This window comes from Intrasporangium oryzae NRRL B-24470 (genome assembly GCF_000576595.1).
GTDB classification, from domain to species: Bacteria; Actinomycetota; Actinomycetes; order Actinomycetales; family Dermatophilaceae; genus Intrasporangium_C; species Intrasporangium_C oryzae.
In genome coordinates this window covers 1-13,015 of the sequence record NZ_AWSA01000028.1, presented here as the reverse complement: position 1 = coordinate 13,015, position 13,015 = coordinate 1, and the positions used below count along the sequence as shown (strand labels likewise).

Sequence of the window (13,015 nt, the reverse complement as noted above, 5' to 3'; positions counted from 1 at the left end):
ACCCGGGATGACGCAGCCGCTTCACGCCGTGCCTAGGTTCGAGGCTGTCGGGCGGTCTCTGGTCAGCGTCACCGGCGACCTGGCCGGAGACGGCCTGACGTCCCGTCATCTCACCCACCACCGAGGGAGTCCATGTGTCCACCCAGGATGAAACCCCAGTCCTCGACGTCATCGGCGCCATGACCGCCGCCTCCCTGGAGCGGTCCACCCTGCCGCCGGACAGCCTGCTCATGGTGCGCATCGCCGCCCTGGCCGCCGTCGACGCCCGTCCCGTCTCCTACCTGGCCCACGTCGGTCCCGCCGTCGAGTCGGGCGTGACCATCGACACCGTCCAGGGCATCCTCGTCGCGATCGCGCCGATCATCGGCACCGCGAGGACGATGAAGGCAGCGGCCAACATCTCGGACGCCCTGGGCTACGCCATCGCGATCCTCGCCGCCGAGGAGGAGTAGCGAGCCGGGGCCGCGAGAGAGCGACCAGGGGCTCAGACCTCGGTGGGCAGGCCACCGGCGCCGCCCGCGGACGCCGCGAGTTCTGCCTCCACGGCTCGGTAGACGTTGCCGTGGACCCGGTCCAGGCCGATCCGCTCGATGACACCGTCCCTGTCCAGGGTCGCTCGGACGTCCGGCTTCAGCCGGGCCAGTCGCAGGCGGACGGCGGACTCGTCGGCGAGGGTCGCGAGCTCCGCCATCTTCGCGACACCCTGCGAGTCGACGAAGTTGATCCCCTCGCAGTCGAGCACGATCCCCGTGAGGTCAGGCGTCGAGTGGATGAGTTCGCGCAGGCGGTCATCGAGCGCATCCGCGGTCGCGAAGAAGAGGCCGCCATCGAGCCGGATCACGGCCACCCCGGACACCACCTCGTCACCGGGGTGCTCGTCGACCTCGCGGAAGACCTGAGTTCCGGACTGGCGCCCGAGGGTGGGCATGGCCGGGTGGGTGACGACCCAGACGAGCCAGACGAGCGACAGGCAGATCCCGATGATCACGCCTGCGAGCACCCCGAAGACGAGCGTGCCGAGGATCGCCGCGACCGCGATCCAGAAGTCGAACCTCTGCACGCGGGCGAGCCGTCGCATCTCGGGGAGGTTCATCATGCCCATGACGACGGCCTCGATGATGAGCGCGGCGAGCACCGGAGTCGGCAGGCTGGAGAAGACCGGCGCGAGGAACAGCAGCGTGAGCAGGACCGTCACGCCGGAGGTGATCGAGGCCAGACCGGTCTTCGCCCCCGAGTGGTCGTTGAGCGAGCTCGCCGACAGGCTCGTGGAGACGGGCATGCCCTGGAACAGCCCGGAAGCCGTGTTGGCGAGCGCCTGCGCCGTCGACTCCTGGTTGATGTCGACCTGGTAGCGATGCTTGGCCGCGAAGGACCGTGCGTCCCCCGCGGTCTGGGAGAAGCCGATGAGCAGCAACGCCACCGCCGCCACCGCCGTCGTGCCGATGTTGTCCCGCAGGAGCTGGCCGTCAGGAACCTGGAGCGAAGGCAACCCCCTGGGCACCTCCCCCACGACGGCGACTCCCTTGGCTCCGAGGTCGAGCAACCAGTCCGCCAACAGGCCGCCGACGACGAGGACGAGCGCCCCGGGGACCGCGGGCGCCACGACCCTCAGGCCGAAGACCACGGCCAGGGAGACGGCGGCCACCACCACGGTCGCGCCGTGCGCCTGGCCCAGGGTGCCGAGCCACGACCACAGCTCCTGGATCGGGTTGGAGCCGGAGACGTCGGTCCCCGTCAGCTTGGGGAGCTCTCCGATGACCACGTCGACGGCCGCACCGAAGAGGAAGCCGGTGACCACGGCCCGCGAGAGGAACTGGGCGATCCAGCCCATCCTGAGCAGTGCCAGGAGCAGGAAGAGCAGGCCCGAGGCCAGCGTGATCCCCGCGACGAACGAGGCGACCTGCTGCTCGTCGGTGATGCCTGCCGTGAGCACCGCGCTCGCCGCGACAGCCGCGAGGCCCGAGCTCGGCCCCATCGAGATCTGCCGGCACGTACCGAAGACGGCATAGAGGATCGCGCCGGCCGCCGCGGCATAAAGGCCGTTCTGCAGGGGGATCCCGGCGATTCCGGCATACCCGAGGTTCTTGGGGACGATGAGCGCGGCGACGGTGACCCCGGCGACGAGGTCGCCCCTGAGCCACGACCGGTCGTAGGAGCGGAGCTGGCCGACAAGGGGGACCAGAGCCAGGCTCGCCCGGTGCGACTTCTTCATGGCGCATCCATCTCGAGGTGTAGGCCGCGCCCCGGTTCGCTGGGGCGGGGCCCCGGTGGGCACGGTGTCCGAGTAGGTTGTGACGCTAGTGGATCCGGCCTGACCACAACGAAGAATGCCTCAGGCCGGTGTCGGCCGCCCCTCGTGAGCGGGGTTCAGTCAGGGTCCGCGCGCAGGTAGGCCAGGACCGCCGCGACCCGACGGCTCACGCCCTGCTCGGCGCCGAGCCCGAGCTTGGTGAAGATCGCGTTGACGTTCTTCTCGATCGCCGACTCCGACAGGTGCAGGCGCGCCCCGATGGCCGCGTTGGTCCGCCCCTCGGCCATCTCGCGGAGCACCTCCCGCTCGCGAGGCGCGAGGGTCTGGAGCGGCGAGGCGCCCTGACGCACCCGCTGGTCGACGAGCCGCTGGACGACGACCGGGTCGACGACCGAGCGTCCGGCGACGACCGAGCGGATGGCCGCGAGCAGCTCGTCGAGGTCGGCGATGCTCATCTTGAGCAGGTAGCCGAGCCCCTCGGTCCCGTCCCTGAAGAGCTCCGTGGCGTATGCCGCATCGGAGTGCTGGGACAGGACGATGACACCGATGCCCGGGTGATCCCGGCGGATCGTTCGAGCGGCATCGATGCCCTCGGTCCCGTGGCCCGGAGGCATGCGGATGTCGGTGATGACCGCATCGGGCTGGAGGGCAGCGACGGCAGCGAGCAGGTCGGTCGCGTCGTCGACAGCGGCCACCACATCGACCTCACCGGAGTCCTCGAGAAGCCGGCGAGTGCCCTCGCGGACAAGGTAGTTGTCCTCGGCAATGACGACCCGAAGGGGCTCTCGGCGCGGCTCGCCCTTCAGCGGTCCCGTCGAGGACCGTTGAGAGGCAGACGGAGCGGTCACGACGGCGTCCCTTCCGGGATGGTGAAGGACAGGGAGGCACCGGAACCCGGCGCGCTGGTCACAGTGAGTCGTCCACCGAGGGCCTCGATGCGGTCGGTCAGGCCCAGCAGTCCCCTCAGACCGACCCGCTCCGTGTCGAACCCGTGGCCGTCGTCTGTGATGTCGATGCGGAGGGCTGCATCGCTTCGCTCGATGTTGACCACAGCGCTCGAGGCACCGGAGTGCTTGACCACGTTGGTCATGGCCTCGGCGATGGCGAAGTATGCTGCGTGCTCGACGTCGCGCTGAAGACGCCCACTCCCGTTGAGCCCGCTTCGCACGTCGACCGGGATCGGCATCCGGGAGGCGCGCTCGCGGACCGCCTCGACCAGGCCTCGATCGCTGAGGAGCGGGGGATGGAGGCCGCGGGACACCTCCTGGACCGCGAGGAGGGCTCTCTGACCGTCTCGTGCCACCTCGAGGAGGCTTGCCTCCGCCAGAGCGCTGTCCCGACGGATCTGGTTGCGCACCAGACCGACCCGGGCGAGCAGGGCGACGAGATCCTGCTGCACGCCGTCGTGGAGATCACGCTCGAGCCGGCGCCGCCCCGCCTCCTCGGCCGCGACGAGCCGGGCCCGCGAGGCTGCGAGCTCGTCGACACGGGCCTGGAGCTGGCCGGCCAGCCACCCGTTGTGGATCGCGAGCGCGGCCTGCTGGCCCAGCGAGGTGAGCAGCTGGACGTCGCTCGTCGAGTAGCGCCCCTCGATCTTCGGCCCGCACTCGATGGCCCCGATCGTGGCTCCGCCACGGACCAGCGGGACCCGCAGGGCGGGCGCCGCCGCCTCCGGTACTGGGCCTGCCGCCCCGACCACCTGGCCGCCCAGGTGCGATCCGGCATCGGGATCGACATCCCGGTCGGCATCCGGGTCGACGACGACGCGCACCCACGAGGCCTCGATGCCCACGCGGACGTCGCCCGCGACCTCGGGCGCAACCTGGTCAGGGGTCGGAGCCGCCTCGAGACGGTCGCCGAGCCGCGTGATGAGCTCGTAGCCCGAGAGCCGCCGGCCGTGCACGACCCGATCCGCCAGGCGCTCGAGGCGACCGCGCAAGGGGGCGAGCAGGAGACTCGCCGCCACGGTCAGCCCGATCGCGGCAGGCAGCGGCAACGTGGTGCCCGCGAGCACCCCGAGTCCCAGCGCCGCGCCGACGCAGAGGGCGCCGACGAGAACCCACAGGACGGCATACGCCATCGACCGTCGGATGGCGGCATCGATGTCGAGGACGTTGTCGCGCACCATGCCGAGGCCAAGGCACATGGGCAGCGCGAGGGCGGCTGGGGCATAGAGGACGTAGACGAGCCACGTCGGCAGCGTCTGGACCCAGGGGCCGAGCGCGCCGAGGGTCACGCCCGTCACGACAGTCACGAGGGCACCGAACGCGAGCCAGCGGATCTGGCGTCGCTGCGCCGGCTCGGACCCTCGAAAGCGCAGGACAAGCAGCAGGAGACCCGCGAGAAGGCACACGGGGAAGCTGGCCTGGTAGGCGATCTCGGCGACCGGACCGAGCCAGGCGAGACCGGGTTGGACAGTCGGGTTGACGGCGCTGACACGGTCGCCCCAGATGAAGGAGCCGGGATAGGTCGGGCGCGTCGCGCCGAAGCGCGCGGCCAGGACGACGGCGGCCGCCACGGCCGCGAGAGCCCGGACGGCCGTCCGGTCGGCATCCGAGCGGTAGTGCCCGTCGGGGAACACGGCCAGCAGGCCGAGGAGGGTGAGCGCCTGGCCGATCTCGAGGGCCTGGAGCACGATGACCGGCTGCCAGGCGGGGGCGCCGCCGTCGAGGCGGTGGGCGGAATAGGCGGAGCCCACCACGTATCCGACCGCCATGACGACGCCGGTCCCGAAGAGGCGGCGAGCACCGCGGTGTCGCGGCTGCGACAGCAGTGCGAGGGCGCCTGCGGCGAGGAATGCCGCGGTCTGCGGTAGGCCGCGGGCGCCTTCGGCGAGATGGCCCGCACGTGCTCCGACAACGGGTGGGATCGCGAGCAGTGCGACGCACGTGAGAGTCATCGCGATGCTGCGCCCGCGGATCGTCATCTCGCCAGTGTCGCGTCCGGATGCCCGTTCTGTCCCGCAGGTCGACCACACCGGGTGGTGCGGTTTTCCGCACCGGGTCATCCGGTCACGAGTGCGGCACGCACTCTCACGCGGCTGGGTGCGATCAGCCGACTCTGTGACGACAGCCGGCCGATGGGAGCCGGCCAGACGAAGGGACCACCATGTCTCACTCGACCACCGACGCCACGACCGCATCCACCGCGACCGCACCGAGCCCCACCGATGTTGCGAGAGCGGACTCCTTCCGACGCCGCGTTGCCGGCTGCTGCCTGGTCCTCGCCCCCGTCGCCTTCAGCGCCGCTGAGCTGCTCGCGCCCGAGGCGGGCAACGACGCGGCATCGGTCTATGCCGGCTGGGCCGGGCACCGCGCACCCGGGCTGGTTGCCGCGTTCGTCGGACTGGCGGCCACCATCCTCTTCCTGCCCGGCTTCTTCGGCCTCCTGGGGCCGGTCGTGGGGCGGGGGCGCCGAGTCGGCCACATCGCGATGGGGACCCTCCTCTACGGCCTCGTCATGGCGCACGCCGCTCTGACCGGGGTCAATCTCGTGTTCTATGCCGCGACGTCGCCGAGCGTCGACCGCGCGTCGGCTCTTCGCGTCATGGACTCGCTGATGACGGATGCGGGTGCCGCTGCTCCGCTCCTGCTCGGGCACTACGTCTTCACGCTCGGCGTGCTGCTGGTCGGCGTCGCGGTGGTGCGCTCCGGGCAGTTCTCCCGGTGGGCCGGGTGGACGGTCGTCGCCGCCGTCGTCTCCGACGTGGTCGTCGGCTTCCTGCCGGTCGACGGTGTCGTCGGGGACCTCGTCAGCGGCGCACTGCTCGTCGCGGGATTCGCCACCCTGGGGGTGCAGCTCATGGGCCGCCGGCCGGCAGTCGGGGACCGTCTGGCCCAGTGAGGCTTGCCGCAGGGCGTCGGCGCCCGGGGCGGTGACGTCACCGCGCCGGCCAGCTGGCGGCCATCGGTGCAGGACGGGACCTCCTCCGGTCGGGAGCCGACCAGTCTGGTCAGGGATTGTCAGCGGGCTCCGCGGGCTCCTTGGGCTCCTTAGGCTTCTTGGGGTCCGGCTTCGCCTCTGGTTGCTGCGGGCCCACCCCACCGGGCTTCTCGTCGCCCTTGCCGTCTTGGGGCTTGCCGTCGCCGGGCTTGCCGTCGCTGGGCTTGCCGTCGCCGGGCTTGTCCTCGCCGGGCTTGTCCTGGCCTTTGAGGAGGTCGGCCAGCTTCTCGGGGGTCAAGCCGGCCTGGAACAACGCCGACTGCTGGAGCAGGGTCAGCGCGTTGGCCATCGCCACCGGGTCCGGTGCGGCGGGCGGTTGGACGATCGCGAGGCCGGGACCGAGCGCCGTCGCGCCGAGGTCAACCGCCTGACTCCGGGTCGCGAGGCTGAGACCGGTCAGTGGGTCGGCCGTGTCTGGGATCGGGGACGTCTGCCAGTCCCAGAACCGCGTGCCATCGATGACTTCGGAAGCGTTGGACTGGCCCAGCTTGGCCTCTGCGAACACGCCGCGCGTGGGGAGGCTGATCAGCGTCTCGTCCGAGGTCTCCTCGCCTCGGTAGTCGATCTCGTCGAGCAGGTCCCCCGAAAGAGGCATCACGACCTCGTCCCCGACCACGTCGACGATGACGTTGTCGACCGCTTCGAAGAAGTCGTGCTTGACCCCCGCGATCTCCAGCTGCAGACCGCCGTTCGCGACGAGTCGGGCCCCGGGCTCCTCGCGCATCCAGATCTGCCGCCAGTAGTACTGACGGTTCGAGTTGAGGTGGGCCAGCAGTCGCAGGAAGAGGGTCCGGTCCTCGATGGTGAGGTGGTCCATCGCGCTCTGCCTCCCTGGCGGGTCGGGTGCGCTGATGACGCGGTGGAAGAACTCCTTCGGCGCCACCCCGATCACGGTAGGGGGCCGGTGGTCGTCGACGATGATGATGTCGCTGCCCTTGACCGTGCGGACGTCGACGCGGAAGAACTCGTACTCGCAGTGGGTGTCTTTACGCGCCGCGAGGGTGATCTCGAACTTCAGCGAGAGGAGGTCTCGCTGGCAGAGCCGTGGCGGCAGGTTGCTGCCGTCCACTGCCGTGTCGGGAAGCACGGCGAGCACCATCTCGTCGTTGTGCGGAAGCTGCATCATGGGCGGGTCGGAGAGGTCGTCCAGCGCGTGCTCGTCGGGCATGAGTCGTTGCAGGTAGGCCTCGTGGGATATCCCCGCCTCGTCCCGGTAGGTGATCGAGCATCGGTACCGGCCGCCGACGTCGGGGTTGTGGAGCGTTCCGGTGCGCAGGTAGATCGTGAACAGCGTGATGGGCTCGCCTCCGGGGTCCGGCGGCGGCGCGGCCTTGAGGAGGGCGGCCGACACCAGGGTCTCGGCGATGGCCAGTCCTCCCACCATCGAGCCGTCCAAGAGGCACCGCTCCAGCACAGCCCGGTGAGCGAAGATCGTCGCGTGCGTGAACGCCCTGAGCTCGCGCTTGAGGAGGATGGCGGGTCTCCCGGCATCGGCGCGGACCGTCACCCGGAAGTGCCGAAGGACCTCGTAGTAAAGGACCGTCATCGCGTGCGAGTGGTTGTAGTTGCGCACCACGCGGGACCTGCCCTGGGTGATCTCCTGCTGCGACGAGGTCACCACGACAGAGGAGGTGAGTTGCCGCTGGGCGGTCGAGTGCTGGCGGAACTGGTCGAGCAGCTTGTTGGTCGTGTTGGCAGTGGTCTCCCGAGTGCCCGCGCTCAGTGAGGAGGAAGCGCTCATCCCCAGGGTCTGGACGGCCTTGCTCGCCACGCCGGCCGTGACACCGTCCGCGATCGACCCGAGCAGCCCGGTCGTACCGGAGACCTCGCGCGCCGATGCCATGACGACTTCGCTGACGGCTCGATCGCGTGTCTGCTCGTGGTCCAGGACCTCCCCGCTGACCACCTGCTGCACCTTGCTGTCGGTGGACCGGCGGGCCCAGTCGATCACGGCGACCCGGACCATCTCGGCCGGCGCGAGTGGCAGGCTGTAGACGACTTCGCCGAGGCCGTGCCCGACCGGCACCCACGTGACGTCGTAGGTGACGATGGCTGCGAAGCGGATGTGGCTGTTGTCCTCAACCTTGAACTTCGTGAACTCCTCCGATCCGAGATCCAGATTGCTGACCTGGATACTGGGGTCTTGGGTGGCGAGGTCCATCGCCGTCACCGCGGTGGTGGGGAAGAAGTGCACGCCCAGCTCGGAGGGGCTCTTCCAGTCGGGGTCCGACGCCAACGTGGCCTGATACCGCTTGGCCAAGGGAACGGTCTGGACGAACTGGAAGTGGCTGTGCGCCGCCGTGCTCGGCAGAAGGGTCTCGGTTCCAGCCTCCCCCACGACCTCCGCGGGGAGGTATGAGAAGGACGCCGGGGAGAGATGCCAATCGGTCAACGACCCGTCCTGAAGCGCAGGCAACGAGCCACGCGGGGAGACCACCACGGCGGCCCGCTCGACGGCGGCCGTGACGGCGAAGGCCGCGCCCTGCGCCTGGTCCACCCGCAGCAGGTCGATGGGTGCCAGGCCCGTCGATGCCACGTCAGCGACTATCGCGTCGACGTAGCACGGGACGGCCTGTCCGGCCGGTTGGGTCAGCATGTCCGACAGCCGCCGGCGCACCGGCGAGAGGTCCCACGAGGCGAAGCCCACGTGGTCGGTCCCGAGCAGCCCGAGCGGCACGTCCATCGGTGACGAGCCCTCGATGCGAAGGGTGGCGTGGGCGTACACCGGGGCGCACTCGATCGGGGCGCCGGTGCTGTGGTCGCGCAGGAAGAGGGCGGCTCTGCGAGGCAGGTCCGAGGAACGCTCGATACGCAGGGACATGGCTGCCGCTTCCTCACGTCAAGGCGGTTGTCTCCATGACGGTAGGGACGATCGAGCGGCCGGGCAATAGCGGGGGACGTGGGGCGCACGAGGGCCAGCCCTCAACGGATCAGGTACCGCCAGCCAAGACCGGATACAACGCTGACCGGACGCTGACGTGCGCGCTGAGACTGGAGCCCTTTATGGCGGGCGGCCGCTGCCCGGTTCGAGAGGCCGGGTAGCAGCGTACCGATCTGGATCCTCGCCTCAGGCGTCGCCCCGACTAAGGTCGGCCCATGCCGAGTTCCCTTGTCGAGGTTCGTCGTTCGTACACCGTGGCCGAGGAGATCGCCCTCATCGATGCCGTTCACGACTCCCTGGTGGCCGCCTTCAAGATCCCGCCGGAGGACAAGCACGTCCGGCTCGTCAGCTACGAGCCGCACCGGTTCACGCACTCACCAGGACGATCCCAGCCGGATCGCGTCACCCGTGTCACGGTCGACTGCTTCCGTGGACGGTCGGTCGAGGCGAAGCGCAACCTCTACCGCGAGATCGTCGAGCGGCTCGAAGGCTTGGGCATCCCGCGCGACCACGTCTCGATCCTCCTGCGCGAGAGCGACACCGAGAACTGGGGGATCTCCGGAGGCCAGGCGGCCTGCGACATCGACCTCGGCTTCGACGTCAACGTGTAGGCACGGCAGTTCGAGGCTGCCGTAACGAATGGGCTGCCGGCGTCGTTTCACATCCGAGAGGCGCCCACCCCGCACCCCCCCTCCGCCCGGTGGGCGCCTCCCCTTTCCCACCCCCGGCCTTAGGCCTGTTACGAAAGTGGCGGATGTGGCGTCGGCGTGTCATCGGGCATGAGGTGAGGCCTCCGGAGTAACGCAGTTGGTGTCGAATCACCCACGCCGCTGCGGGAGGCCTCGTGTCCACGATATCCGCCGCGTCCCGCCATGACCTGAGCGACGCCCAGTGGGCGCTGTTGGAGCCGCTGCTGCCGACCGCTTCGACCCGGGGACGGCCGCGCCGATACCCGCTGCGAGCCCTGGTGGACGGTGTCCGGCACCGCACCCGGGTGGGCTGCCCGTGGCGGGACGTGCCCGAGCGGTACGGGCCGTGGTGGCGGGTGTACGCGCTGTTCGCCTGCTGGCAGCTGCTCGGGGTTTGGGAACGGATCGAGGCCGCGTTGATCGCGGCTGCGGACGCGGCCGGCAAGCTCTCCTGGCAGGTGTCGGTCGACTCGACCACCTCCCGCGCCCACGTCCACGCCGCCGGCGCGAGGCGCGACAGCGTGGATCTCGTTGCCGGAGAGCCGGATCACCACGCACTGGGCCGCTCCCGCGGCGGCCGGTCGACCAAGACCCACCTGGCCTGCGACCAGCACCGCGGGGTCCTCTCCTTCCTCCTGACACCCGGCCAGGCACCCAGTGCCATGCGGACCAGCGCGCGAAGGCTGATCCGGATCCATCCGCCCAGGCTCCGAGTTGCCATGGCGGGGTCGAGCCGCTCGATGACGGCGCCGGCGCCGCCCGCGGGCGGGCGTGGCCGAGAAGGATGTGGAGATCGCCATCAAGGCGGTGCGGGCGCGGCACTGTTTCGCGTGGCCGCCTACAACCTTGCCGGCGCCGCCGGCAGCTGCCGCGGTGCGGGCTACCCGGCGGCGGGCAACACGGCTGTGTAGATGTCCAACTGGTGCAGCGCCCCGTCCGGGTTGTTGCCCGTGCTGTTGGAGTTGTCCGACCAGACGGGGTGGGCGAGCCCGTGGTCGAAGGCGAGCCCGGAGTAGTCGCCGTAGTCGATTCCGTTGCCGGAGTCGCGCGAGTTCGATGTGCCGGCGCTGATCTGACGGTTGGGCCCGAAGGTGTTGCCGCCGTCTGTGCTGAATGCTCCCCAGAACTGCGCGTCGTCGTTGTTCAGTCCGTCGGTATCGCCGGGGGCGCCGCTTCCCTGGTCGTTGCGGGCGTCGTACCAGACCACGGCGAGGTCTCCGGTCGACTGATCAAGCGCGATCTTGGGGAGGAACTGGCTGTTCTGGGTGGCGTCGTCGTTGACTCGCGTCTGGGCACTCCAGGTGGCTCCGCCGTCATCTGAGTGCCGGACGTAGACGTCGGTGTCGTCGCTTTCGTTCTTGGTCTCTCGGGTGTACACCATCGATACGCGGCCGTGGTGCGGGCCGCCCGTCCGGTCCCACGCCAGACCGACCTCGGCGTCGACGGAGCGGTCCGGCTGTGCCGGGAGGAAGTCGTAGCCGCCGACGTGGGTCTCGGTGACGAAGATCCGGTCGCCGAATCCGGCAGGCCCGACCCCGTCCGGATCGACGTTCACGAAGATCTTCCCGCCGCCTTGTCCGCTCTCGGTCAGGTTGCACGCCTGCATCACCTGTCCGTTGGGGCCGATCGCGACGTCGCCGTAGGTGCAGTTGTTGGTCCCCGGTACGACCTCGACCGGAACGAACGTCCCTACCCGCCCGAGGCCGCTGACCGGGGCACCGGTGGCGACGATCGGCCCTCCGGCGTTGAACACCACCCACACCTGGCCCGCGCCCGACGTGATCGTGGGCTGGTCGACGAACCGGAACAGTCCGCGGCTGTCACCGGCGCCCTTCTTGGGCGGCAGGTCCGACTTGGAGATGTTCGCCATCACGCTGAACGACAAGCCGCCGTCCGTGCTCAGGGCGATCGGGACTGTGTCCTCCACTTGGTAGAGGTAGGTCATGAACAGGTTGCCGTACTGGTCGAAGGACAGGCTCGGGTCACAGCAGCTGTCGCCCAGCGGATCGCCGGCGCCGAGCCCGATCAGCTTCGTGGTCCACGTCTGCCCGCCGTCGAAGCTCGCCGCTTCGAACATTCCAGCGGTCAGCCCAGCCTCGCGATGACCGACATTGGTGACAATGACGATGTTGTCGGGGTTGGTCGGGTTGACCGCGACGGCTTCCTCCGACTCGTTGAGATGGCGCTGGCTGACGTCGACGTTGGCGGGGGTGGCTGCCGCATTCGCTGCGGCGGGCGGCACCAGCGCCGCCAAGGTCATTGCTGCGGCCAAAGCCGTGATCAGGGACGGTAACCGGCGCATGACAACTCCCAGTCCGTTGGAATCACGAAGAACGCCACGGCCGACCGTCCGCGGCACGAAGTCCTCCTCGGTGAATCGTACCGAGAGGCCGTGGCCGGCGGCCACGTTCGCCGAGATCCCGGGCACCTGCGCGACTCGGCTTGCCGGTCTTGATCACCGGCTGCATCACGCCCTCTTTTGAAGTGCGCGTCGAACGTCGGAGCCGCTGCGGCTCGCGCGACGAAACCCGGACCCAGCCGGGTCAGGGCGCCCCGGACGTGCTTGGGTAGCTCGGGCAGTTCGAGGGTGCCTGGGGTCAGCCAGCCGCTGATCCCGTCCCGCAGGGCGACGTCCCGCAGGGTCCGGGCGGCCCAGGCCGCGTCCTGGACGGTGATGTCCGCCGGGTCTGGGCCGTGGTCTTGGTGCACGTCGAGGATCCTGGCCCAGAGGCCGCCGATGACCCGCGGCTGGGGGACTCGGCGGGGCCGGCTCAGCAGCTGGCGGACGAGGCGGGCCTGGTCGGTGGGTTCGAGCAGCGCGGCGAGCGCGGCCGGGTCCGGCAGGGGCGCGATGCCCTGCCCGACGAACTCCGAGGCGACGGCCAGGCCGGCGCGGCTGCGCCCGATGGGGGTGCCCTCGGGTGGGCAGCAGCCCGGGTCGGTGCAGTCCAGGGAGCGCCACCGCCCGCCGGTGACCAGGAGCCGGTCCCGCAGGCCGATCCCGGCCCCCTGCAGGGCGGCGCCGAAGGCCTCGAGGACGGCGGCCGCGTGGCCGGGGGTGTCCTCGTAGCCGATCAGGATGACCTGGTCCGGGCCCTCGCGGCGCAGCGCCGGCATGAGCACCCGTGCGGCCCGTCCGGGCTCGCCCGGGTCGGGCAGGTCGATCCGGGAGGTGAGCCCGAGCCGGCCGTTCTTGAGGGCGACCGCGACCAGGGACCGGGCTGGTTCGAAGCCGAGGAGGTAGGGGATGGC

General features: G+C 70.3%; 10 protein-coding genes. 4 read left to right on the top strand and 6 right to left on the bottom strand.

Going from position 1 to position 13,015, the window contains the following annotated elements:
- Window positions 1-134 precede the first annotated feature (134 nt).
- Window positions 135-452, top strand: coding sequence for a carboxymuconolactone decarboxylase family protein (locus N865_RS13325; RefSeq protein WP_034806828.1), 318 nt, complete (start codon window positions 135-137; stop codon window positions 450-452).
- 32 nt (window positions 453-484) lie between these two features.
- On the opposite strand, the gene N865_RS13320 is transcribed toward N865_RS13325, so the two are convergent.
- From N865_RS13320 to N865_RS13310, 3 genes are all read right to left on the bottom strand, one after another.
- On the bottom strand, window positions 485-2,212 hold the full coding sequence (locus tag N865_RS13320) for a SulP family inorganic anion transporter (protein ID WP_051510555.1): 1,728 nt from the start codon (window positions 2,210-2,212) through the stop codon (window positions 485-487).
- Window positions 2,213-2,367: 155 nt separating this feature from the next.
- A complete protein-coding gene (locus N865_RS13315; RefSeq protein WP_245603756.1) occupies window positions 2,368-3,099 on the bottom strand; it encodes a response regulator transcription factor in 732 nt (243 codons plus the stop codon).
- Window positions 3,096-5,177 carry a sensor histidine kinase gene (locus N865_RS13310; protein ID WP_034806826.1) on the bottom strand — a complete coding sequence of 694 codons (2,082 nt, stop codon included), beginning with the start codon at window positions 5,175-5,177 and terminating at the stop codon, window positions 3,096-3,098. Before N865_RS13310 ends, N865_RS13315 begins: the two co-directional genes overlap by 4 nt.
- Before the next feature lie 182 nt (window positions 5,178-5,359).
- Between N865_RS13310 and N865_RS13305 the strand changes: the two genes are divergently transcribed.
- Window positions 5,360-6,094, top strand: a complete 735-nt coding sequence (locus N865_RS13305; RefSeq protein WP_034806824.1) for a hypothetical protein — start codon at window positions 5,360-5,362, stop codon at window positions 6,092-6,094.
- A 109-nt stretch (window positions 6,095-6,203) separates the two neighbouring features.
- On the opposite strand, the gene N865_RS23560 is transcribed toward N865_RS13305, so the two are convergent.
- Window positions 6,204-9,014, bottom strand: coding sequence for a hypothetical protein (locus N865_RS23560; protein ID WP_034806822.1), 2,811 nt, complete (start codon window positions 9,012-9,014; stop codon window positions 6,204-6,206).
- 275 nt (window positions 9,015-9,289) lie between these two features.
- Between N865_RS23560 and N865_RS13295 the strand changes: the two genes are divergently transcribed.
- Window positions 9,290-9,685 (top strand): tautomerase family protein, encoded by a 396-nt coding sequence (locus N865_RS13295; protein ID WP_034806820.1) that lies wholly within the window; start codon window positions 9,290-9,292, stop codon window positions 9,683-9,685.
- A gap of 233 nt (window positions 9,686-9,918) precedes the next feature.
- Window positions 9,919-10,674 (top strand): IS5 family transposase, encoded by a 756-nt coding sequence (locus tag N865_RS13290; protein WP_051510554.1) that lies wholly within the window; start codon window positions 9,919-9,921, stop codon window positions 10,672-10,674.
- Here N865_RS13290 and N865_RS13285 read toward each other — a convergent pair.
- Complete coding sequence (locus N865_RS13285; protein WP_157557694.1) at window positions 10,644-12,065, bottom strand: sialidase family protein; 1,422 nt, start codon at window positions 12,063-12,065, stop codon at window positions 10,644-10,646. The genes N865_RS13290 and N865_RS13285 overlap by 31 nt on opposite strands.
- A partial coding sequence (locus tag N865_RS21835) for a DUF4192 domain-containing protein (protein ID WP_157557693.1) occupies window positions 12,044-13,015 on the bottom strand: 972 nt, incomplete at its 5' end. The genes N865_RS13285 and N865_RS21835, both read right to left, overlap by 22 nt.